Origin of the sequence: Streptomyces caeni (assembly GCF_042678285.1) — a bacterium.
Classification (GTDB): Bacteria; Actinomycetota; Actinomycetes; order Streptomycetales; family Streptomycetaceae; genus Streptomyces; species Streptomyces caeni.
In genome coordinates this window covers 1-22,037 of record NZ_JBHUDX010000074.1, presented here as the reverse complement: position 1 = coordinate 22,037, position 22,037 = coordinate 1, and the positions used below count along the sequence as shown (strand labels likewise).

General features: G+C 67.3%; 20 protein-coding genes and 2 pseudogenes. 9 read left to right on the top strand and 13 right to left on the bottom strand.

What is annotated here, in order from left to right; all coding sequences use genetic code 11:
• From ACFSL4_RS25125 to ACFSL4_RS25105, 5 genes are all read left to right on the top strand, one after another.
• The coding region (locus ACFSL4_RS25125) for a hypothetical protein (protein ID WP_381087185.1) at positions 1-417 on the top strand (417 nt) is incomplete at its 5' end.
• A gap of 125 nt (positions 418-542) precedes the next feature.
• On the top strand, positions 543-1,295 hold the full coding sequence (locus ACFSL4_RS25120; RefSeq protein WP_381087222.1) for a TnsA-like heteromeric transposase endonuclease subunit: 753 nt from the start codon (positions 543-545) through the stop codon (positions 1,293-1,295).
• Positions 1,292-3,343: a Mu transposase C-terminal domain-containing protein gene (locus ACFSL4_RS25115; protein ID WP_381087182.1), complete on the top strand. Its 2,052-nt coding sequence runs from the start codon at positions 1,292-1,294 to the stop codon at positions 3,341-3,343. Before ACFSL4_RS25120 ends, ACFSL4_RS25115 begins: the two co-directional genes overlap by 4 nt.
• Complete coding sequence (locus ACFSL4_RS25110; RefSeq protein WP_381087180.1) at positions 3,340-4,392, top strand: AAA family ATPase; 1,053 nt, start codon at positions 3,340-3,342, stop codon at positions 4,390-4,392. Before ACFSL4_RS25115 ends, ACFSL4_RS25110 begins: the two co-directional genes overlap by 4 nt.
• 3 nt (positions 4,393-4,395) lie before the next feature.
• Positions 4,396-5,376 (top strand): TniQ family protein, encoded by a 981-nt coding sequence (locus ACFSL4_RS25105; protein WP_381087177.1) that lies wholly within the window; start codon positions 4,396-4,398, stop codon positions 5,374-5,376.
• A gap of 133 nt (positions 5,377-5,509) precedes the next feature.
• Here the strand turns inward: ACFSL4_RS25105 and ACFSL4_RS25100 are convergent, their stop codons facing one another.
• From ACFSL4_RS25100 to ACFSL4_RS25090, 3 genes are all read right to left on the bottom strand, one after another.
• The gene (locus tag ACFSL4_RS25100; protein WP_381087175.1) at positions 5,510-6,841 is read right to left on the bottom strand and encodes a YopA family protein; all 1,332 of its coding nucleotides are present in this window, start codon (positions 6,839-6,841) and stop codon (positions 5,510-5,512) included.
• A gap of 120 nt (positions 6,842-6,961) precedes the next feature.
• Positions 6,962-7,852: a hypothetical protein gene (locus tag ACFSL4_RS25095; protein WP_381087172.1), complete on the bottom strand. Its 891-nt coding sequence runs from the start codon at positions 7,850-7,852 to the stop codon at positions 6,962-6,964.
• Positions 7,853-8,598: 746 nt separating this feature from the next.
• Positions 8,599-9,243 carry a class I SAM-dependent methyltransferase gene (locus ACFSL4_RS25090; protein WP_381087169.1) on the bottom strand — a complete coding sequence of 215 codons (645 nt, stop codon included), beginning with the start codon at positions 9,241-9,243 and terminating at the stop codon, positions 8,599-8,601.
• A gap of 154 nt (positions 9,244-9,397) precedes the next feature.
• On the opposite strand from ACFSL4_RS25090, the gene ACFSL4_RS25085 reads away from it, so the two are divergent.
• Together ACFSL4_RS25085 and ACFSL4_RS25080 are read left to right on the top strand one after the other, a co-directional pair.
• The gene (locus ACFSL4_RS25085; RefSeq protein WP_381087166.1) at positions 9,398-9,898 is read left to right on the top strand and encodes an NUDIX hydrolase; all 501 of its coding nucleotides are present in this window, start codon (positions 9,398-9,400) and stop codon (positions 9,896-9,898) included.
• 81 nt (positions 9,899-9,979) lie between these two features.
• Positions 9,980-10,576 carry a nucleotidyltransferase family protein gene (locus tag ACFSL4_RS25080; RefSeq protein WP_381087163.1) on the top strand — a complete coding sequence of 199 codons (597 nt, stop codon included), beginning with the start codon at positions 9,980-9,982 and terminating at the stop codon, positions 10,574-10,576.
• 17 nt (positions 10,577-10,593) lie between these two features.
• Here ACFSL4_RS25080 and ACFSL4_RS25075 read toward each other — a convergent pair whose 3' ends face one another.
• Positions 10,594-11,793, bottom strand: coding sequence for a TniQ family protein (locus ACFSL4_RS25075; RefSeq protein WP_381087160.1), 1,200 nt, complete (start codon positions 11,791-11,793; stop codon positions 10,594-10,596).
• Positions 11,794-11,798: 5 nt separating this feature from the next.
• Positions 11,799-12,350, bottom strand: coding sequence for a hypothetical protein (locus tag ACFSL4_RS25070; protein ID WP_381087229.1), 552 nt, complete (start codon positions 12,348-12,350; stop codon positions 11,799-11,801).
• A 103-nt stretch (positions 12,351-12,453) separates the two neighbouring features.
• Here ACFSL4_RS25070 and ACFSL4_RS25065 point away from each other — a divergent pair, with 103 nt between their 5' ends.
• Positions 12,454-12,651, top strand: a complete 198-nt coding sequence (locus tag ACFSL4_RS25065) for a hypothetical protein (protein WP_381087228.1) — start codon at positions 12,454-12,456, stop codon at positions 12,649-12,651.
• Here the strand turns inward: ACFSL4_RS25065 and ACFSL4_RS25060 are convergent.
• The 4 genes and pseudogenes from ACFSL4_RS25060 to ACFSL4_RS25045 form a co-directional block, all read right to left on the bottom strand.
• Positions 12,598-13,011, bottom strand: a pseudogene (locus tag ACFSL4_RS25060) (TniQ family protein); the annotation flags it as partial. The gene ACFSL4_RS25065 and the pseudogene ACFSL4_RS25060 sit on opposite strands and share 54 nt — an antisense overlap.
• Complete coding sequence (locus tag ACFSL4_RS25055; RefSeq protein WP_381087157.1) at positions 13,008-14,300, bottom strand: hypothetical protein; 1,293 nt, start codon at positions 14,298-14,300, stop codon at positions 13,008-13,010. The pseudogene ACFSL4_RS25060 and the gene ACFSL4_RS25055, both read right to left, overlap by 4 nt.
• 1 nt (position 14,301) lies before the next feature.
• The gene (locus ACFSL4_RS25050) at positions 14,302-16,593 is read right to left on the bottom strand and encodes a transposase (protein ID WP_381087154.1); all 2,292 of its coding nucleotides are present in this window, start codon (positions 16,591-16,593) and stop codon (positions 14,302-14,304) included.
• Positions 16,590-17,453 (bottom strand): TnsA-like heteromeric transposase endonuclease subunit, encoded by an 864-nt coding sequence (locus tag ACFSL4_RS25045; RefSeq protein WP_381087152.1) that lies wholly within the window; start codon positions 17,451-17,453, stop codon positions 16,590-16,592. The genes ACFSL4_RS25050 and ACFSL4_RS25045 overlap by 4 nt, the downstream gene beginning before the upstream one ends.
• A gap of 292 nt (positions 17,454-17,745) precedes the next feature.
• Here ACFSL4_RS25045 and ACFSL4_RS25040 point away from each other — a divergent pair, with 292 nt between their 5' ends.
• Entirely contained in the window at positions 17,746-18,309 is a 564-nt protein-coding gene (locus ACFSL4_RS25040) for a hemerythrin domain-containing protein (RefSeq protein ID WP_381087149.1), read from the top strand.
• Positions 18,310-18,671: 362 nt separating this feature from the next.
• Here the strand turns inward: ACFSL4_RS25040 and ACFSL4_RS25035 are convergent.
• The 4 genes and pseudogenes from ACFSL4_RS25035 to ACFSL4_RS25020 form a co-directional block, all read right to left on the bottom strand.
• A pseudogene (locus ACFSL4_RS25035) lies at positions 18,672-18,980 on the bottom strand (AAA family ATPase); the annotation flags it as partial.
• A 66-nt stretch (positions 18,981-19,046) separates the two neighbouring features.
• Positions 19,047-20,210 (bottom strand): phosphotransferase, encoded by a 1,164-nt coding sequence (locus tag ACFSL4_RS25030; protein ID WP_381087146.1) that lies wholly within the window; start codon positions 20,208-20,210, stop codon positions 19,047-19,049.
• Positions 20,211-20,373: 163 nt separating this feature from the next.
• Positions 20,374-21,126 (bottom strand): HAD family hydrolase, encoded by a 753-nt coding sequence (locus ACFSL4_RS25025; protein ID WP_381087143.1) that lies wholly within the window; start codon positions 21,124-21,126, stop codon positions 20,374-20,376.
• A complete protein-coding gene (locus tag ACFSL4_RS25020; protein WP_381087140.1) occupies positions 21,126-22,004 on the bottom strand; it encodes a GntR family transcriptional regulator in 879 nt (292 codons plus the stop codon). The genes ACFSL4_RS25025 and ACFSL4_RS25020 overlap by 1 nt, the downstream gene beginning before the upstream one ends.
• Positions 22,005-22,037: the final 33 nt, after the last annotated feature.

Below are 22,037 nucleotides of genomic sequence, written 5' to 3'. Positions count from 1 at the left end.
CTACTGGACTCCAGATACGCGAAGTTGGTCGCAGCTGGCCTGAGTGCAGGCGATCTCATCGACACCTGCACAGTCCTGCTCAAGGTGAACAAGGAGATCAACAGCGACCAGCGAACCGAAGGATTGGCGCTGCTGTCGGGACTGAAAGACCTGCTTAATACGCGGAACAACCTCGTGCACGGCCTCATCGCAATTGCCAGCGATAGCGACACCCGTACTGCCGAGACGGCCCCTGAACCCGTGATCGAGACCATGGCTTTGGTCAGCAAGAGGCGTAGGCCGGAGCTACTTCTCACCATGACCAAGGCCGAGGCCGAGAAGACGGTCAAGGACCTCCGTGAACGCGGAGATGGAATCCTGCATTGGGTCGTCGCGGCCCTACCCGCCCAGCTTCATCGAGACCAGGTCACCAACTGACGCTTCATCCCCGACGCCGGACGGCCCAACCGCCGAGGTGCCATCGTGCTGCGGATGTTCACTCGGATTATGGGTTTGGTCCCGTTCGGTCCCCTCAGTTCCCATGGAACTGCACAGTGGCCACCATGGAGATGGGCGTGGAGGAAGGGGCGACGCCGTCGCGAGTGGACGGCTTCGAGGTCGGCTGGCGGGACGACCAGGGTGAACATCGGCTGCCGTTGGCGGATGCGGTTTCGGTGCGGTTCGAGGCCGGGCGGCCGGTCCGCAGCTTCCCGTCGTATCGCAGGCAACGGCATTTCCCTGGGTTGTACTGGTCTTCGACGACCGGTGGGCACGTGGGGTTCGAGTCCTGGCTGGAGCGGGATCACGCGATGCTGCTCGACTTCACTCCGCAGGTGACGGGGCTGCTGTCGCAGCCGTTGTGGCTGTTCTGGGAGGACGAGCGGGGCAAGCGGGTCTCGCACGCTCCGGACTACTTCGCTCGGTTCGAGGACGGGCGGGGGCTGGTGGTGGACTGCCGGCCGCTGGACCGGATCGACGCACGGTCGGCGGCCAAGTTCGCGGCCGCACAGACAGCGTGTGAAGCGGTGGGGTGGGGCTACCGGGTTGTCGGCGAGGTGGATCAAGCGCGGATGGCGAACGTCCGCTGGCTGGCGGGATATCGGCATCCGCGGCACGGGGCGGATGGGGGACTCGTGACCCGTTTGTTGGCGCTGTTCTCGGTGCCGTCGCCGCTGGTGGCACAGGCTTCCTTACTCGGTGATCCGATCGCGGTGTTACCAGTGGTGTTCCATCTGCTCTGGCTGGGGCGGCTGACAGCCGATCTGTCGCGGCCACTGTCAGATGCCACTCTGGTATTGCGGTCGGAGGCCCTGTGAACGGGCGCCCCGGGCCGAGGGCGGCGTTAAGGGTCGGGGACCGAGTACGCCTGGATGACCGGCTGCACACAGTCGTCGGCCTCTCCGGCACGACGGTGCGGCTCCTGGACGAAGCCGGGTCAGCGAGCCTGGTGCTGTTACCCCATCTGCTGGCCTCGGAAGGTTTTGAGCTGATCGGCCAGGGTGCCGATCAGGCGCGCATGCCACCGTTCGCGCTCTTGGACATCGTGCCGGAGCGGGAGGCCGAGAAAGCGGCGGCCTGGGAACAGCACGTGACCGAGGTGGAGTTCGGCAAGCCGCTGGATGCTGATCCCACAGCCCTGCCTCGTCCGGAATACGACCCGGCCCGCCACACGGTGGAGGAGCGGGTGGCGGCCAAGGCGGCGGAACTGCGGGCTGTCGGCTGGCAGGCGAGTGTGGGGACCGTTCAGCGAATGCGCAGGCGCTACCGCGAGCAGGGGCTGTGGGGCCTGGTGGATCACCGTGCGACTCGACCGTCCTCACCGACGGGACGGGCCGATGACAGGGTGGTGGCCGCCATCACGGAGATCCTGGCCGCGACGACAGATGAGTCCACTGGCACCCGCGGCCGGCTGCGTCGGCGGGTGGAGGCGCTGCTGGCGGAACGGCACGGGCCGGGCACAGTGGCGATGCCGTCGAAGTCTGCGTTCTATCGGCTCGTCGAGGTGATGAGCGATGGTACACATGCCTTCGGCGAGGCCACATCACGCAGGTCAGCGGCTCGCCGCCCTCCAGGAGCGTTCACCCCTTCCTCGGCCTGCCGACCCGGCGAGATGGTGCAGATCGACACGACACCGCTGGACGTGCTGGTGATCCTGGAGGACGGGGTGAGCGGACGCCCGGAACTCACGATCGCCGTTGACGTGGCAACGAGGTCGATCTGCGCTGCGGTACTGCGACCGGCAGGAACCAAGGCCGTGGACGCCGCACTGCTGCTGGCCAAAATGCTGGTCCCGGAGCCGCTGCGGCCCGGTTGGTCGGACGCGCTGGCGATGTCGATGACGCTGATCCCCCACCAAAGGCTGCTGGACATCGACGCACGCCTGGAGCAAGCGGCCGCCAAGCCGGTGATCGTGCCGGAGACGATCGGCATCGATCACGGCAAGGTCTTCGTCTCCGACACCTTCCTGACCGCCTGCCGGTCACTGGGCATCTCCGTCCAGCCGTCCCGCCCGGCGACCCCGACTGACAAGGGAATCGTCGAGAGGACATTTTCCTCGATCAACACGCTGTTCTGCCAACACATCCCCGGTTACACCGGTTCGAACACGACCCGTCGGGGCGCCGGGATCGAGGCTGTCTGGACGCTCGCGGAACTGGACGACCTACTCCAGGAGTGGATCGTGGCCTGCTGGCAACAGCGGCCACACGAAGGGCTGCGTAGCCCGTTCCTACCGGGCCAACCCATGTCTCCCAACGACGCATATGCCCTGCTGGTCTCCCGCACTGGTTACCTGCCGATGCCGCTGAGCGGCACCGACTACCTGGAGCTACTGCCGGCACTCTGGCGTTCGGTCAACGACTACGGCATCCGCATCAACCATCGCACCTACAACTGCCCCGGACTGAACCCGCTACGGCGCCGCTCCTCGGGAGTGACCGCCAAAGGCGGGCTCTGGGAAGTCCACTACGACCCCTACGACCTGTCCCAGGTCTGGGTACGCGACGCGCGCACCGGAGAGTGGATCACGGTTCCGTGGACACACCGGCACCTGGTCTCCGCGCCGTTCGCGGACTTCACATGGCGCCGGGCCCGGGACTTGCTCGCGATGCGAGGGCGGGACGACACCGACCAGGCCGCCGTGGCCGCTGCCGTAGACCAATTGCTGACCCGGGCGGAAAGCGGGCCGGACCGCCGGATCGCAGCCCGCACCCGCGCAGCCCTGGAACCCGCTCGGCCCGTCGCCGCGCTGCCACAGGCACCTGCTCCGGACGACACCGAGGACGAGACCGCCGTCCTGGAGCAGCCGTCGAACGTCATCCCCTTCGGCGTCTTCGACGCCTTCACTGACGGGAGCCGCCTGTGAGCCAGGCCCCGCCACAGGACATCGCCAATCCGCAGGCGTCGCTGACCACGAAGGAAGGCTGGCGGGCGTTCGTCGACGAGAACCCGGAGCCCCCGCCGTCCCTCGGGTCCAGCACCGTCCTGGACAAGGGCGAATTGGAGTCCTACAAGGAAGCGCGGATCGACTACCACACACGATCCGTCATCGTGAACACCCCCACGATCCGCGGCGTCGTCACCACCGGCCGCAAACGCATCGTGCTCAACCGGCACCAGGTCTCAGCCCGGCGCGGCCTGATCGTGTCCGGTTCCGCCGGGACCGGCAAGACAACAGCGATCACCCAGCTGGGCAAGAACGTCGAACAGATCACCCGGCGCCGCAACCCCGCTGCTGTCGGCGGACTGCCGGTCGTCTTCGTCACCGTTCCCCCGGCCGCCACCCCGAAGATGCTCGCCGGCGAGTTCGCCCGATTCCTCGGCGTCCCGCTGGAGCACCGCATGAGCCAGGTCCAGATCACCAACGCCGTCTGTGACCTGCTCGGCAGGCTCGGCACCACGCTCGTCCTGGTCGACGAGATCCACAACCTCGACCTGACCACCCGCAACGGAGCCGAGGCATCCGACCAGCTGAAGTACCTCTCGGAACGGATCGCGGCCACCTTCGTGCTCGCTGGTCTCGATGTTGAAACCAGCAGCCTGTTCCAGGGCACCCGCGGGCAGCAGATCGCCGGCCGCTACACGGTCATCCCCTCCCGACCCTTCGGCCACAAGAACCGCGCGGACAAGGAGCACTGGCAGGCCCTCGTGGCGACCATGGAGGACTCCCTCCGACTGCACGCCCATCGTCCGGGCACCTTGGTCGCCATGACCGATTACCTGCACGAACGCACCGGCGGACTGATCGGCAGCCTTTCCCAGCTCGTCCGAGAAGCCGCGGTGGACGCCATCGACACGGGCGCAGAAAAGATCACCAAGCGCATGCTCGACGCGATTGAGCTGGACCACGCTGTCCAGCAGCCTCACTCTGATCACCGCCGCGCCAAGCGCGCCCGCAAACCGAGGGCGGCCTGAGCGTTGGAGCCCTGGGAAGCCCCGGTCCGGCTCCTGCCGCTTCCTCTGCCACCGGTTCACGGGGAGGTCTTCGGCTGGTATCTGCACCGCCTCGCCGCCGCCAACCAAGTGACAGCGGGGCAACTGGCGAAAACTCTGACACCGTTCAAAAACGCGCAGGTCGGCAAGCGGACAGACACACTGTGGCGCTGGACTCCGATGGTTCTGCCACGGCTGGCCGTGCTGACGGGTCTTACGCCCGAGACCCTTCGGATGCTGCTACCGGCGATCGCCCGGGTTGAGGCGCGCACCGCAGGTGACGTAGTCCGCTACCGTCGGCGTCTTTACGTCGCCTGCTCACACTGCATGCACCGCCGCGGAATCACCAGCCCCGTCCTCGCCCATCGCCCCGCCGATCTCCAGCTCTGCCGCCGACACGGCATCTGGGTGGACGGCAACCGTCACTACCGTGTCGGCCACCTCCCAGAGCTCGTTTCCGCTGAGCACCGACACCGACGGATCGCCCGCCATTTCCCTGACACCCTGGAAGCAGCGACGAAAGAAGCTCAGCACTTGGTCCGCTCCTGGCTCCATAACAAGAACCAACCTCATCTGCTCTCACGCTGGAATGACCGCCTCGCCCAGCTCCCTCCCAAGGAAGCCATCTACGGGAACATCATCAGGCGACGCGTCGACGAGCGGGACTACATCGCGACCTATCCAGAGTTTGTCACGCTGCTGGGCATGGTGGCCGATCCTGCTTGGCGGACACTGCGGGCGCCTCGCCGATGGGCGAACCTCAGCCAGCACCGGCGCACCATCAACGCCGTCTACACAGAGGCCGAGCACCGGCTGAACGTTCCCACCCTTCGCGAGAAGCTCCACTCCCACGCTTTCTCCAACGACGCCCTCTTCCGCTGGACCGACCCTTTGGGAAGATCGCTGATGCTGGTGATGACACCGGACGACCACGACGCCCTTCGGGATGAGCTCCAGCAGAAATAGCAAACTCCCGTATACTTCGGGCGAATCCCGAGGGGACGTCCGAGACGACCTGCACAAATGACGCCAAGCACCCAACACCCGCCGTGGATTGCGCCGCACGGGAGACCTGATGCAAAACCCTAAGATCCGCTGATCACGCCCAGGGAACGCTAGCCACGTCACCCACCCAGCCCCGAATTCGTGTGAGGTCCCTATAATTGCCGTTGTATCCTAGTGAGTTCAGAATCAACAACACTAGGTAATGGCGAGCGAGAAGCCAAGCATCCCTCGTCAAGCCATCCAATCGGTAAACCGGCTCCTGCGACTCTTGCGGATGCACCAGTCGATTCCTGACCCAGGTTACGACGTCAGCACCGTCAATGTCCTTGTTCTCGTTCATCTTTACATCAGCAGCGTACTGTGCGGCCGCCGGCAGGAGCTGAGGATTGATGTCAACGGGGATCTGGGCACTCAGCAGCACTTTGCGCAGCAACTCATGTGCCGGGCGTTGCTTGTATTGCTGCTTGGTCAAAATGCCGTTGAGGACGAGACGTTCCCACATGACGTGTTCCAGGCCAGCTGTACCCATGATGATCCGAGGCTCGACAAAGTCACGGCTCCGCATGGCGGAGATGGCATACATCATCTGAAAGCGCAGCGTAACGAGTCGGTCAGGGTCCGCAAAGGCGTCGATCACAAGGCTCAAGAAGTCGCCAAGCGATTGGTGATCTTGGTCGTACCACCAACCATCACTACTCCTGCGCGCCGGGTCACAGTGGGAGGCACCCCACTGCTCCCACGCCACCCGACCGCCGCTGTCCTCGCCAACTGGCAGCATGGGAGCAGCCCATCGGCCGAGCGCGAACGAGACCCCAACGTGCATCGCTGTCAGCACGGGATCTACCTCGTCGGGTGTAAAGAGCGAGCCGTCGGTACGACGCACCTCCATTACGTGCGTCATCACGTACACATCAGTCTGGTGGAGATCGCGCCAAACCCTCTGATAGTCGGGGCGTACATCTAGCGTGATCTTCCAGCCGCTCGTTTGATGCTCCCAACGGCCTGACCACTCCTGCTCTCCGTCGGCCGTCCTCGCCACCAGCCCCATCGGGCCATGCCAGTTGGGCAGGTTGAACCAATGAACGACGAGTCGATTCAATGAGGCCCCGGGGTTTCCGAACGAGGCCCCGTTCGACCATCCTCCGTCGATGTTCCGCAGCACCCCGGGCATGATCATGTCGCCCATCGGACGATGGAGAATCAGGTCAACCTCGTCGCGGTTCGCGAAGCCTGGAGATGCCCCATCTCCGACCTTCCACTCGAAGTTGAACCCGGTTGAACAGATCAACTCGACGCGGCCAGGAACGTCGGTTGCTCCTAGCCCGCCGATCAGGCCGTCGTGCAGAAGGACGGCCTGGCTCGGTTCGTTGTACGGATAGATCGGCGCGAGTGGTTGGCCCGCTGCGGGCATGTTCGTTGTAGCCACACAGTCACCTTAGTGATGCAGCATCTGACCACGCCGGGATTTAGAAGGAGTTCTCGATAGACCTACTTACTCTGAGTGGGTGATGTCGTCGTCATGGTGTGGATGGGGACAACAGGCATTTCAGTCCTGCGTACGATCTCCGTCCCGCGGGTGTTGAAGGAGCACGTGGCCGGGCCCGGGGGGTGTCGCCTGTGAGGGGCCAATTGCAGGTGTGCTCGATGTACCCAGAGTTCGAGGGATCACCACCCGGTTCTCACCGAAGTACCGCCGGATGGAGTCTTGACGCGTCGTACGCATCCATAGAGGAGCCCCGATGAGGATGCGGCGGACGCCATCCAGCTCCGGCTCCCCCCGGAAGTCCCACCGCCCCGGTGTAAGGACCACGTCCCTGTAGACGAGAGCGACGTACTCGGTCGCGTCGAACCCCAACACTGTGTATGCGCGGGTCTCAGGACGCCCCTGATGGGCAGCAGGTTCGGTGTAAATGCCCTGCGACATCGCGACCTTAAGGATCTCCACGGCAAGCTGCTCATCGTCGAACGGGAAGTCGTGTCCCGTCCGCGTGCTCACCTCGGCACCTCGGAGGGCAATGAACTCCTCGATCATTGGGGCGGCCGACGAAGTCCACCCGCCGACACTGTCCTCCTCCGGAACAGCGAACCCCCTCAGGTTTTTCAGGCTGCCGAATAGGCAGAGATCGACTCGTCCCTCCCGCGTGGTTGCCTGTGTGTGGATCACAGCGGTGCGCTGGTGGAGGCGGTGCTGCGGGTACCCCCACGTCTGGAACTCCGCCACCTCAGCATGGCCTGCACCCTGAACGAGTTGCCCAGAAGCCGGGGAGTTGAAGTCCATGATGATCGACTTGCGGAGCTTCCTCTTGAGCGTCTCGGCGACGTCGAAGGAGGTGTTCTCCTGGTCCCTGCCGGCGAGGCTGACGCCATTGCCCGCCAGACCGAGATTGAGGGCGGGCTTGATACGGGGGTGCAGCCGGACCCCGTTGTCGTCGATCACCTCGGTGACCAGGCGCTGGGACCAGTACACGTACCGGCCTACGGGTTGGGGCAACGTCTGCCTCCATCGCGTATCAGGGCCGGTTCGGAAACTGCGGCCGCTCAGGTAGATAAGGACGAACGGAGCTTGGCATGAGGTTCCCAAGACCTCGCCCGTTGCCAGCCCGCACGCACGGCCTTCGAGCAGTCGGGCGTCGCGCTGGATCTGACCGAACAGGACACACCACGTCTCTCCTTCGTCTTCCGGGCGCCGCGCGGAAGACGACACCGTCGTCCCAGGAGAACTGAACAGGGCCAGGTCACGATCGTCGCCAAAAATCAGAATGACGGTGCTCCTGAGAACGAAATAGAAGATGAGAATCGTCCCGACAACTTCGCTGGGACGCCCCCGCCTGACACCGTCCCAGCGAAAGCGACAGCTCCCTGATCAGAACAGGTCCGTCTGCTCACCTCTGCTGGGAACGGACAGCACGATAGGTGTCGTATTTGCAGGACATCTGTCGTCATCCGCGTCCGGTCCCCTGGTGCAGGTGCTCTCGGGTCGGCTTCTGCGGGTAGGCCGTGTCCGGTCTCAAATGATCTGATTCCGAGTCGGGTCGCTGACCTGCGGCGACCAGTTCAGTTGAGACGTGGGGAAGCCAGGAATCTCAAGTGAAGTGGTCCCGGGCGAGCGGGTGCCAGAGGCTGTCTCAGTTGATGTGGTCCGACTTCGCTGTGCCGTCGACCGCAACCGGACCGCTGGCGTGGCTAGGACTGACGGCGTGCGAAGAGGACCGCACCTGGAACGCTCTCGTCGGGGTCGATCAGCATTTGGGCCTCGACGGTGAACCCGGCATCGCGTAGCCAGGCCGCCACTTGGTCAGGCTGGCGGCGGTGAACGTGGACGTTCATCGGGTGGCCGCCGTAGCCCTGCGTCTTCAGCCTCGACTCGTCGCCGACGTGAAAGCCGAGCAGCAGTGGTCCGCCGGGACGCAACACGCGCCGGAAGTGGCCGAAGACCGTGGGCACTGCTTCGTCGGGGACGTGAATCAACGACCAAAATGCGAGCAGGCCGACGACTGAAGCATCGGCGAGGTCGAGGTCGGTCATCGAGCCCACCTCGAACCGCAGGCGGGGGTAGTCGCGCCGAGCCACGTCGATCATCACGGATGAAAGGTCGATGCCGAAAGCGTCCACACCCAGCTCGTGCAGGTGAGCGGTGACGTGTCCAGGTCCGCAGCCCACGTCCGCCACCGGCCCACCGCCAGCGGCGTGCACCAAGTCGGCGAACAGCGCCAGAGCCGCCCGAAGATACGGCGCCCCGGCCAGAGCCTCGCGTAGTTGGTCGGCATAGCTGACCGCGACCGTGTCGTAGGAGGTCCGGGTGTCTGCCAACCAGCGGTCCGCGTTCATGGCTCGACAGAGTAGTGCAGTGATCAGGAGGACGAACCGGATCAACTGAGATCAACGACCCATCAGACCAGGCCACTTGAGACGGAGACCAGATCCTTCGAGACGGGACAGCCGGGAAGCAGCGTTGTCGGTGGGCTCTGCCAGGGTGTGTGTCGTGGATGAATTGGTGGAACGCGTCGACGGTCAAGATCGCGTGCTGGGGGTGGTCACCCGTCGGGAGGCCATCCGGGAGGGTTGGCTGCATCGGGTCGCCGTGACGGTGTGTCGTGATGAGTGTGGACGGATCCTCGTCCACCGACGGTCGGACCAGGTATCGCGCTTCCCCGGACTCTATGAGGTCGAGGTCGGTGGCGCCGCAAATGTCGGCGAGTCCTATGAACAGGCCGCCGCGCGGGAGCTGGCCGAAGAGCTGGGCATTCGTGCGCTGCCGCGCCTGCTGTTCACGTTCATCAACCGCAGCGGCTTGAGCCCTCACTGGCTCGGCGTGCACGAAGCCGTGGTGCCGGACGTCGTGGTCCCCGATCCCGATGAGGTCGCCTGGCATGGCTGGCTGGCCGAGTCGGAAGTGCAGTCGGCCCTGCTGGAGTGGCGCTTCACCCCCGACAGCCACGAGGCCTTCAGCCGGTATCTCGCGTTCCGGACCGCGCAGTCCTGACCTTGCCCGCCTCGCGAGCTGGGACGCCCGCTTGCAGCCAACGCGCCTTGTGAGAGCGGCCGATCGTGATAGGGAGTACGGGTGCTTGGTCGACTCCCGCTCGTTGAGCAACTCGATGGCTTGCGGTCCGTGCTCTCCCAGAACGAGGTCCTGGCCAACGTGCTGACCAGGGCGGCGACGCTGGAACTGCCCGGCTGGTATGTGACGGCGGGCTGCTTGTTCCAGACGGTGTGGAACGTGGCCACCGACAGGCCCCCGACCAGCGGCATCAAGGACTACGACATCTTCTACTTCGACGGCACCGACCTGTCCTGGGAGGCAGAGGACGCCGTGATCAAGGCAGGGCAGGAGGTGTTCGCCGGGCTGCCGGCCGAGGTGGAGTTCCGCAACGAAGCCCGCGTGCACCTCTGGTACGAGCAGAAATTCGGCGTGCCCTGCCCCCCTCACGAGTCCACCGAGGCCGCGATCGACTCGTTCGCCGCGACGACGTGCTGCCTCGGGGTGCGACTGGACCCCGGCGGTGGATGGCGCGTCTATGCGCCCCACGGGCTCTCCGACGTGTTCAACCTCGTGGTCCGACCCAACCCGGTCCTTGCCCCGCGGGAGGTCTACGAAGCCAAGGCAGCGCGCTGGAAGGACACGTGGCCGCAGCTCACCGTACTGCCGTGGCCGGGATGACGCTCGGATGCGAGTGGTCATGCGGCGAGTTTCTCTCCAGCGGGCCAGTTGTCCTTGACGGCAGCCCGGAGTGGCTGCGAGATCCATGCGGGGCGTCGGAGGTAGGTGCTGAGAGCGCGGTCGGCGTCGCGCAGTCGCTGGACGAGTGGGGTCAGACGCTTCCGCGCTTCGCTTGAGTCGGGGGCTTGGAGGAGTTGCGAGGCGATGTCCAGGACGGCCCCAGTGGCCAGCGAGTCTATGGGCGGTGTGGTGTAGGGCTTGGAGGTCTTCTTCTTGCCGGGGGTGTTGAGCAGCGGCTCGGCCTGCACGATTCGGGAGATGTACTCCGTGTCGAGGGCAGCGGCCAGGCAAGGTGTGCTGGCGTACTCGCGGGCGACGGGCCAGGTTCGGAAGACCATGGCGACCGTCGCGCGCAGGTCGGCGAAGTAGTGGGCGGCGGGGACCGGTGCACCCGCGCTCATGACCGTTTCGGGGCCGCCCGCCGTGAGCAGGTCCACGAGCTGTTGTTGGAGTTGCAGAAGTACGGTCATGGTGACCGTGTCGGGTTCCGCGGAAGGCGGATCAAGCCGGGTCAGGTCGGTGGCGCAGGCTGCTTCGGACTGGTGCTGTGGTGTCGGCCGGGTCGGGAAGCGGCACTGCCAGGGGTGGAGCGCGTCGTCGGACAGTCGCGCGATGGCGTTGGCGTTGGCTGTCCGGACGGAGTGGACGGGTGTTCCGCAGCCGGGGCATTCGTGCTGGAGGAGGGCCTGGTGGCGGAGGCAGAGGAAGACCACGGGGAGGCGCCAGAGGCGTTGCCAGGCGCCGCCGTGGGTGTCCTGGATGGCGTCTCTGTCCCCGGCGAGGCAGGGCGGGCAGTAGCGGGTGGAGCGGGTCAGGACCCATGGGTTGTCGTAGATCATTCGCGCGGGTGTTCTGCGGGGCGTGAGCGCGGGGTTCAGTGGTCCGTAGCGGTCTCCGAGCGGGGCGAGCAGTAGTCCGGTGACTTCGCCGGGCGTCAGGTGTGTCACGTCGGCGAAGGTGTTGACGTGCTCGTCGTTGAGGTGGTGCAGGGAGCCGAGTGGCAGGCGGGTGGGCAGGCCGGGGCGGTTGTGGGGTGCCAGGCCGGTGCGGATGGTGATCTCGCCGGGTGTGGTGCCGGTTCGGTGGGCGAGACGGAGGATGAATCCGGTGAGGGTCTCGTCGGGCAGGGGGTCGAGGCTGCGGGGCAGGGGTCGCATGCGGTTCACCTCGCCTCCTGTGCTGTTGCCCGGCGGCGTGGGCGGGTGCCGAGGCGGCGGACCGGCAGGCCGAGGGAGTCGCGCAAGACCGGGGAGATGCCGGGAGTGTCGGCGATTCTTCGGCTGACGGTGGGACGTGCTTGTTCCGACTGCTGGTAGAGCTCGGCGAGTGCAGCTCGGCCCTCGGAGTCGCAGGCAGTGTTGAGGAGTTGTTCAGCGGTGCTGAGGACGGCCCCGGTGGCCATGGGGCGTGTCGGGGGTTCGAGGAAGATGTCGCCTATGGGCGCGCTCTTGGCTCGTCGGAGTGTGTCCGAGACTCGTTGGCGGCGGCGGGTGGCTTCTCCGCCGATGACCCTGGCCAGGGTCGGGGTGGCGGCCGAGGGGCGGGCCTGGGGCCAGGAGATGAAGATCAGCGCGGCGACGGCGCGCAGGTCCAGGAAGTACTGGGCGACGGGGACTTGCTGTCCGCAACTGGCCGCTGTCAGGTCCGTTGATGGACAGGAGGGTGTCGATGCGTCCTTGGAGGGCCAGAAGCTCGTTTCTTGTACTGGGGTCACTGGAGATCGGGACTTTGTTCGGGCCGTCGGTCAGGTAGGTGCCGCATATCGACCCGCTCTTGCTGCTCGTTTTCCAGTGGATCGAAGCGCGGCACTGCGTGGGGTGAAGATCTTCCTCGGCGGCGTGCTCGATGATGCCCCATCGGGCGGCTTGTGCGGGGTGCTGGCAGCGGGGGCAGTTCCGCTTGAGAAGTCGTCGGTGCTCGACGCAGGCGAAGGAGACGGCAAGGTGCCAGCGCCTCTTCCACGAACCGCCGAGCAGGACCCCGAAAACGCTGTTGTCCGAGGTCAGGCAGTGTGAGCAGAACTGGGTGTTCCTGAGATAGACCCAGCGCCTCAGGTAGGTGAGTTGCTGAGGGCCGGACCAGGGCCAGAGCTGGTGGTTGAGCGGGCCGTAGCGCCGCCCCAGGGGAGCGAGGAGAAGGCCCTCCATCTCCGCATGGGACAGGCGGGCGACATGCGCGCATGCAGCGAGTTGCTCGGAGGAGAGCGTGAGCAGGGATCCGACGGGCATGGCTGCCCGGTAGTACTGGCCAAGGCCCATGCGCTCGGCGATCACGGCCGGCGAGCACCCGGTGTACTTGGCCAAGCGCAGCAAGAACCCTGCCAGCGACTCGTCATCGAGCGGAACCAGGCTGCGGGAGAGCGGGCGGCGGTTCATGCTTCCACCGCCGCGGGGGTGCCCGGGTCGTCGTAGACGGTGTTGCGGCCCTTCTTGGGCGCCTGCTTCGGCTTCTGCTTCGGCTGGGGCGCGGTGTCGACGTCGGGGATCTCCCCGGCTTCGGCGTCGCGCTCGTTGTCCTTGCCCGGGACGTTGCCGAGGTTGATGGGGACCTCGTCGAGGAGGTCGGTGGTCAGGTCTTCCAGGCCGCTGTCCATCGCCTTGACCAGGCCGTCTTCGATCAGACGCCGGAGAAGCCCGACGATGCCGTGGGTGCGGCGGCGGAGGTACTCGGGCATGTTGCCCTCGGACAGAGTGCCCGGGCCTGCGTGAAAGAGCCGTATCTGGTTCTCGATGCCGACGAGGTGCTCGATGAACGCCTCGGTGCCGGCGTCGGTGCTGTAGTCGAAGGGGTCGAGGTTGATCAGGTCGAAGCGGCGCTCGGTCTGGGTGGAGGCATCGGGGTTGTAGCTCTTGCCCCTCGTCAGGGGCGCGTAGACCCACTGCTTGGTGCGGGGATCGTGCCAGCCCTCCCTGAGTAGCCCGGAGCGGGGGATGTTCACGCCGATGAGGACAAGCGTGACGTCCAAGTCCATGAGGCCGCGGATGAGGTCCAGGGTGTCCTGGTCGTCCTCGCGGTGCATCTTGAGCCGGGTGATGTCGTCGATCATCAGGACGGTGGTGGCGTGCGCCTTGATCGATTCGCGGACGTTGCGGATCATGCCGCGCAGGTTCTTGCCGTAGGGGGCGCCGTAGAAGTCGAGGATCGCTTCGCACAAAGCGATCGGGGTGGCCTTCACCGGTGTCTGGCAGTAGCCGATCGGTGCGATCAGGTCCCGGGTTCCGGGCATCGCATCCACGTAGTGGGATCGGTACTGCTCGAAGAGCTCCCGCCAGTCATCCTCGAACTCGGCGGCCGTCCGGCAGGCGGTCTCCGTCTTGCCCTGGTAGCCACCGCCGTTGATCATCAGCCCGTCGAGAGTGCCGGGACCGAAGCGCATGGCGTTGTTCTGGATGCGCGAGCGCATCAGATCGGTGACCGCCACGCTCATCGGCGTCTCCAGCAATGTCATGTTGACGTGGGTAGCGGCCCGGTGCAGGTCGTGCAGGGACTTCTTGCGCGGGCTCATCAGCTGGTACTCGGCCAAGGTGATCTTCTTGACCGGCACGAACAGGTCCCGGGTCTTGCGGAACTCCTGCCAGCCCTCGTAGGTGGTCCGGTCCGGCCTGGGGCCGAAGCGCAGGAACGGGACGGGGTTGTCCGCCGCGGGCATGCCGTGGTCGCTCATCTCACTCCTCGTCCGTCGTCTGCGAGTCGGGGTGCTCGGGGCCTTCGGCGCGGTCCTCGGGTTCGTCGTCCGCCAGGAGGAACAGGTTGCGGCCTCGGCGCCTGGTGCCGAGCGGTGCGGGCGCTGCCAAGGAAGACGAGGAGGGCAGGACTTCCTCGCGCCGTCGGCGCCGGTGGGAGTCCAGGCTCCTGGCGGCCTGCTGGGCCCGCTCCTGCCACGAACCCGCTGCCGGTGTACCAACGGCCGCCAGGGGTGCTTCCTCGCCTGGCTCCTTCGGGGCCTGCGGACGGTCTGCGGCCGCGGCTCGGGCCTGTTCGATCTCACGGGCTTGCTGGACGCGCTGGGACCTGGTCATCTGCGATGGCCAGCCCGCAACGGGATCGACGGCTCCGATCATCTCCAGGAGAACCGGGAGGAGGTCGGTGTCGGAGCGCGGCTTCAGCCCGGCCTCGCGTACGCGTGTGAGGAGTTCTTCGACCCGTGCGTCGCCGAAGGCGGGAACGTCGTCTTCGGACGGCAGGCCCGTCCAGCGCAGGGCGTGCCACTCGTGCGTTTCGGGATCCTGGAAGAACACCACGCGCCGGTCACGCGGCTCACGGTGGATGACCCAGTGCTGCTTGTATCGGCCGCCCCGGGTGGAGTGCCGGTCGGGGTCGTGCAGCATCTCGGCGTCGTACCAAAGCCCCTTGATCTTCACGCCCCGCCGATAGATCCGCTTCACATGGTGCTCGGGCAGGAAGCGGTAGTACAGATCCGGCGACGGGATGTCCATCGCGAAACCCTCCTGGGCGAAGGAGGCCGCGAACAGGCTGTTGGGGCTGTGATCGCCGCCCGGGTCCCAGAAGGGAGCGAACTCCCCCAGCCTGCGGTTTTGCCACACTTTCACGACCCAGGTCGCGATCAGGTGCTCCATCTCGCTCATGGTCAGCACCGCGTCGCCCTCCGGGTCGGCGCCGCGATCGGCGACGTCGACTCCCGTGTAGCCGGCCAGCTTCTCGAACAGCAGCGAACGAGAACTGCCGAACGCACGTTCCACCGCCTGCTTGTCGGTTGGCCGCAGGACGCGAGCCGGCAGAATCCGGCAGCCCATCGCCTCCTGGACATCCACGAGATGGTGGTTGCGATAGACGGAGCCGTGGTCGGAGGTGACCGTCTCCGGCGTGAAGAACGGCAGGGCAGCCACCTTGTGCCCGGCGAACTCCGCGACCACCGCGGCGGGCAGCCCCGGATAGGGCCACTCCATCTCGTCGTCCCACTCCGCCCGCATCGGCAGCGGCAGCATGACGTCCCGCAGCACCATCGCCACGTCCACCGAGGAGTCCGACACCAGCGTCAGTCGGAACGCGCAGATCGAATGGGTGTAGACGTCCAGAGCCAGCGTGAGGTGCACGGCCACCGGATCGCCGAAGACGTTCTCGCGGACCATCACCGGCAAGACCGTGGTGTCCAGAGCGACGACCTGTCCCGGCCGGGTCACCACCACGTGCCCGTTCTTGGCGGGCAGATCGGCCGACCGGTCGTAGCGCGGCCGGGCACCGCCCGGACCGAACCACTCCTTCCAGATCCGAAGCAGCGTGTGGTAGCTCGGGATCTCGATCTCCTCCTCCGGGAAGGTCTCCCGGAGGTAGCGGTGAATCATGTTCTCCCGGGTGCGTCCACTCACCCGGGAGCGGTGGTGGCGCGTCTCTTCCCTGACCGCGAGGATCGCCTCGCGGACCTCCTCACCAACGCTCGGATGGCCCCCGCTCTCCCGAAGCCAGCGGTGATCGGCGCAGCCGACCATCCCGTACTTCCTGCGCCGTCGTTCCCACCGCTCCAGCGTGCGGACCCCGACGTGGCCGACACCCAGCAGCAGCTTGAGCTCCGCAGGCCGCAAGGCTGCCAGCTCGGCCTCCTTCGCCGCCCGGCGCGCGGTCAGCGTCGTGCGGTCAGGGTCGTACTCGGGACGCGGCTCGCCCGGCTCGGGACGCAGCGGATCCCCACTGCGGAAACCGCACTTCACCTCCATCAGGTGCTCGAAGCGCTGTTCCATCAGTGGGCGCTTCTCCGGCTTGACGTCGCTCCACGTCGCCGGCTGGCGCCCCCGGTTGACTCCCTCCGCGGCCGTGCGCGACGAGGGACGGCATCTCGGGTGGTTGACCAGGAAACGGAAGGTCACCCGCTGCCTGCCACCATCCGGACGCACCAGCTGCACCCGGCCCAGATGCGGCTCCTGCCGCTCGACCCGCCACTCCACGTCATCCAGCACGATGCCGGCACCCGGCGAGAGATCCAGCGTGGCCAACGCGTTCACAAAGCACCTCCCCCCAGCACCACTCGTGAGCGGTCCGTCAGAGGCTGAGAGAGATCGACACCGATACGGCGATGCCAAAGCAGATGGAGAAGATGCGCGCGGGCCACCGGCCAGTACGTCTCCGTCAGGGCCAACTCCCCGAAAGGCAGTCCCTTTTGGGCATGCGCGAGCAGGCCCGGCTGGACACCGAGCACGTCACGGAGCGGACGGCGCTTTGCATACATCGCGTCGAGCGTGGACCTCACCTGAGGGCGCCACTGGGCCGCCACCACGTAGTGCCAGCCGCAGACCAACGCAACCTCCGCCGCCGCGGCGAAGCTCTCAAGATCCTCCGGCTCGATCAGCGGCCTGGGCCGCACATCGATCAGCCAGACCCCCGCCCGCGAGACCACGAAGAAGTCCGGCGTGTGCCTGCGCCACTTCGCCCGCGTGCGGAACCGGATGCACAGCGGCTGCGACAGCACCTCGACCAGATCACCAGCGAAGTCCAGGGCCACCAGCAGCTGGTCCTCCTCCAGACTCTCGAACCCGTGAAGACGCCCCGTCGCCAGCAGCGACTCCAGACCAGGCCGGTGCCGCTGATCGCGCCGCCAGGTGAACCCCCGCATCGGCCGCCGGTCCGCCACCGGCGCATGCCCCAGATGCCGTACCGGCCCCGTCACCTCGTCCCCGGCGTACCTCCACGTCGCCGTCCACCGGTCCGCCCAGCCGTCCGACACCTCCAGGCTGGCCCGGCCGGCGTCCACCGAGACCGGTATGAGCAGGTCCTCCCACGTACACCGGTGGGACCACAACGGCCCGGAACCGTACGACGCTCTATCCCCGACGTACGGGGCGGCGACGCCTTGTAGATCAGTCATGTACCCAGACAAACGGCACCCCTTCCCGGGAGTCGGTGATCTTCGGAGTTGGCGACAACTTGCCTGCAATAAGCGCGGTACACGCCAAGAACGATGCGAATCTGACGACAGTTGTCGTGCTCAGCGACCAGAAACTCCCTGGTCAAGGTGCCGGGTTGACGACAACTAGCGCGCTCTGTCTCAGCACCACCGGCGTACATCCCATACCGGCGGCGCGCGGAACGCCGGGAGGCACCGCCGCGCAGACGGGTGACCGACGGCGACGAGGGCGACCTACGAGGCGACCGCCGTCGTGCTGGATCGCGCCGCCCGCGACCTCCCCTTCGCCCGCGCCCTTCGCCCCCGCCGTCGAGGCGGACCCCGGCTGGGCCGGTACCAGGCGCAGACGGAGCGGACCATCCCGGTCGTCGCGCTCCGGGAGAACGCCAGGCCGGGCCCGCCGGTCGTCGACGCGTCCTCCCCCGGCGAGGCCATCAAGGTCGTCCACGATGTCTTTCGCCGTGAACTGGACCTGATTCGCGCAAAGTTCGCGGCATTGGGCGGTGGCACGACATTGGGCGCCCAGCTCCGCGTCAACTGCCTCACGCTCTGCGCGGGGCCCGGCAACCACCACGCCGGCGAGGACACCGCCCTGTTCCCGTTCCTGGCCGACCGCCATCCGCATCCGGCGCCGGTCCTGGACCGGCTGCGCCGCGAACACGAGCGGATCACCGCCCTCCTCGACGGCCTGCGCCGGGTCGTGTCGCGGCAGGACGCCGATCCCGTGCACGTGCTGCCCGAGGTGGAACGGCCCACCGCCGGGCTGGAGGCCCATCCCAGCTGCGAGGAAGAACAGTTGGTGCCGCTGCTGGAGTGATCCCGGCGAGGCCGGCGCGGCCGGCCGCCTGCCGTCGAGGCGCCGGTGAGGGGTGAACGAGCCCTGGGGGGAGGGGAGTGAGGGCTCGCGTGAGCTCCGCCCTCACCGGCCCGCTCACGGTAACGGCGGAAGCGGCGGACCGGGTGCGGGCTCGGTCATGACTCGGTCCCCCTTCCGTAACACGGGCGCCTGCGACGGCGGATCACCACGGCAGCGGGCGCGTGTGCACCGCGTCCAGCCGGGACACCGCCCGCGTCAGGACGGCGTACGGCCGGTGCAGCCCGCGGGCCTCCGCGGTCGCGGCCGGCTCGACGGCGACGACGTGGTCGTACTCCAGCCCCTTCGGCCACGACGGCGGCGAGCACGGCGACGCCCTGCGGGTCGCGGGCGCCGGCCTGGCAGAAGGCGCCGACACGGGGCGCGCCAGGCGACGACGAGGGCCGGGACGGAAGGGTGCCCGGTGATGCGGAGCCGCCCGATGCGGTGGCTCCGCCCGGCATGATCCGCGTGGCCGGGCCGAAGTCCAGCCGGCCGCAGAACAGGGGACCCGCGGGAAGTTCGCGCAGATGCCCGGCCCGGCGGTGGAGCCGGTGTCCGAGCACTTCGGCGTCGGCGCCGGAGGCGAAGACGTCTTCGCCGGTGACGGCATGCTCGTCGGTGCCGTCGGTCATGGCGGCGAGGGCGGCGCGGCAGCGGTCGTGGTGGACGCCTTCGCCGGTGAGGGCCTCGGGCCGAGCCTAGGTGCTCCGCGGGCGGCCAGGTGCCCCACCTGCGTGGGTCCGGCGCGCAACGGAGGCCGTGGTCACCCCCCGGGACAGCGCGCCCGGGGGCCGCCACCGGCTGAGCGACGACATGACCTCGCCCGGGGTCGGGACGGTGTCCAGGCCCAGCGGCCGCGCGGCGGCGGCCAGCACCTGCCGCAGCCTCACGGCCTCCTGTTCCCCTACGGGCCCGGCGGAATCCGGCCGGGCGTCGAGGACCTGGGTGGCACGGACGACGTCGGTGAACACGGACTGGGCCCGCTTGAAGTCGAGCAGTCTCGGCAGGTCCTCCTCCCAGCCCTCCGTGCTCCCGCTCCGTTCCTCCTCCATCACCTCGCACCACCGCTTCGCCATCAGGTCGTGCTGCGCCTTCGGATAGCGCATCAGATGGAGATGGGTGGCCAGGTCGTAGAGGGGGTCACCGACCATCGCCAGTTCCCAGTCGATGGTCCACAGCCGGCCCTGGAGGTCGACGACGAAGTTCTCCCGGTGCAGATCCGCGTGCAGCAGGCAGAACGGACGCTCCCTCAGGCCGGCCACATGCCGTCTGAGCCGGGTGAAGCAGTCGTCGTCCAGCCCCAGCGAGGCGAACAGGCCGGGAAACCTCTCCAGGTTCTCCCGGTACACGCGCTCCTCGGCGAAACAGACGAGGCGCTCCAGGAATCCCGCGGTGTCCCCTTCGGCCGACCTGTCCTCGGGCCTGCACTGGCGCTCCACATCGAGGGATCCCGGCCCCACCCGGGCCAGTTGGCGGAACAGGTCGAGGATCTGGGCGGCGATGGAGTCGGGCACCTCGTGGCCGGACCGATACAGCGAACCCAGCGTCCGCCCTTCGACGAACCGCTGCAGGCGCACGCCGTCGGCGACCTCGATGAGTTCGGGAATGCCCGTGATGCGGCCCTGCAGGGCGCTCAGCAGCGTCTCCTCCGAGGCGAAACACCGGCGGTCGAACCAGAGCAGATCGCTGCGCGGCTCCCGGCACTTGCCCCGGCCCGGATGCGCGCCGGCGACCTCGGCGGGCAGCGGGATCACATACGTCTCGTGGTGGTAGCCCTCGAGCGGCCCCTCGACCGCGCTCGGATCGCCGCTCATCTCCGCGGCGCGTTCTCGCGCGGGAGATGAGACGTGTTCGGCTTGCATCGTTCGTTCCCTGGCATGAGAGCGCACCTGTGGTGCGGAAGTGAAGCACGGTACTCCCCCACGGATGAGCATGCTGCCAGAAGAGATCGCTTCCCGTACCCGGTCTCCTTCGTGGCGCACGGGAACTTCCCGGGACCGCACCCCGTGTGCCACGGCGTGTCCGTCAATGCGGAGCCCGCTCCCGCAGGACCCGCAGCACCGCGTCCAGTGACCTCACGGTCACCTCGGCGCCCGCGTCGCGCAGGAGTTTCTCCTTGCGTTCGTCGCCCGCGAAGCCCAGGAACCGCACACCCGCCTGTTCGGCGGCCCGGAGGTCCGAGGGGGTGTCGCCGATCATGAGGGCGGTGTCGGTGGCCGCTCCCATCGCCCGCAGGGCGCGGTTGAGGTGGTACGGGTCCGGCTTCTGCTGGTGCAGTTCGCGGGTACGGCCGTAGATGTGCGGGGCGAAGCAGTCGGCGAGTCCGCGGCCGCCCAGGTACTCGGCGACCGTGCGCGCCGAGTTGTTCGTGGTGACCGCGAGCCGTGCGCCGAGGGCGGTCCAGGTGCGTATCAGCGGGTCCGCGTACGCGGTGGGCCGGGCGGAGGGGACGGCTCGCAGCTCCTGCTGGGTGAGCAGTTCCTCCAGTTCGGCCACGAGGTCGCTGCCCTCGTGCCGCTGATGGACCGCGAGCAGGACGGCCTGAGGGTCCGGGTGGCCCGTCTCCTCCTCGGTCAGCAGTCTGAGCAGCCCCTGCCGCGTCAGCCACTTCACCAGCTCTCGCGCGACCTCCACCGCCGAGTAGCCCGCGAACAGCCGGCAGATCGGCCCGTCGAAGTCGAAGAGGATGTGGCGCGCGCCCGTGATCAGTGCCCGCAGTTCCTCTGTCTGTGCCGTCTTCGCCGCCGCCGGATCGGTGTGCGTCGTATCAGAAGTCACTAGGAGAGTGTCAGGTCCGTCGTGATGGTTTCCCAGAGGGCGTCGAACCACTTCTGGGACTGGTCCACGAACGCGGCGTCGCGCCGGCCCGCCCGGCGCTCGAAGGAGAACAGCAGGGACTTGGATCCGAGGGTGTCGTACATCTCCAGCGTCCGGCTCTCCACCTCCTCCTCACGCTTGGTGAGCATGTAGTAGGCGATCAGGGCCTCCGCCCCGTTGAGCAGGTACAGCTTCACCGGCGGGGTGAAGGGCAGCGCGCGGAACGTCACACGCACGTCGATGCCATGGGACGAGCGCAGGGCCAGCAGGTTGTGGCGCAGGACGTGCCCCTGGGCGTTGCGCTGGCCGAGCCAGCGCTTGTGGACCGGGTCCTCGTCGCCGGGGTTCTCGACGGAGACCGGGAACGCCAGGTTGATCTCCCGGGAGGGCAGCAGGATCCGCACGTCGATCGACCGGGGCCGGATGCGCCCCTCATGGATCAGCCGGACCGGTTCACCGAGGGCCAGCATCAGGGTCTCGGCCGTCAGGCAGGCCGCGTCGATGCGGACGTGCGGCGCGGCGAACGCCTCCGTGAGCCTCGGCGCCAGTCCCACCATCGTCGGCTGCGGCTCGTCCCTGACCGGCTGGGGTTCGGCGATCCTGGGCGGGCTTCCCTTGCTGACGTTGCTGAGCAGGCCGTCCTCCTGGAGGGCGCGCAGGGCATGGCGGACCGTGCCCCGTTCCACGCCGAACTCCTCGGCCAGTTCGGCCTGGGTCGGCAGGCGTTCACCCGCCTTCAGGTCGCCGGTGCGGATGCGGTTCCGCAACGTGTCGGCGATCTCCTGCGGCGAGAGCCTTCTGCTGCCGTTCACTGCAACGTTCTCCTGTGTCACGACCAAACGCTACAACCCCCACCCATCTATGGGGAGTTG

What these genes read in the sequence shown, in the direction of transcription:
- ACFSL4_RS25120 (WP_381087222.1), top strand. Translation starts at nt 543, where the DNA reads ATGGAGATGGGCGTGGAGGAAGGGGCGACGCCGTCGCGAGTGGACGGC.
- ACFSL4_RS25030 (WP_381087146.1), bottom strand. Translation starts at nt 20,210, where the DNA reads ATGCAAGCCGAACACGTCTCATCTCCCGCGCGAGAACGCGCCGCGGAG.
- ACFSL4_RS25055 (WP_381087157.1), bottom strand. Translation starts at nt 14,300, where the DNA reads ATGAGCGACCACGGCATGCCCGCGGCGGACAACCCCGTCCCGTTCCTG.
- ACFSL4_RS25045 (WP_381087152.1), bottom strand. Translation starts at nt 17,453, where the DNA reads ATGACTGATCTACAAGGCGTCGCCGCCCCGTACGTCGGGGATAGAGCG.
- ACFSL4_RS25075 (WP_381087160.1), bottom strand. Translation starts at nt 11,793, where the DNA reads ATGCGACCCCTGCCCCGCAGCCTCGACCCCCTGCCCGACGAGACCCTC.
- ACFSL4_RS25090 (WP_381087169.1), bottom strand. Translation starts at nt 9,243, where the DNA reads ATGAACGCGGACCGCTGGTTGGCAGACACCCGGACCTCCTACGACACG.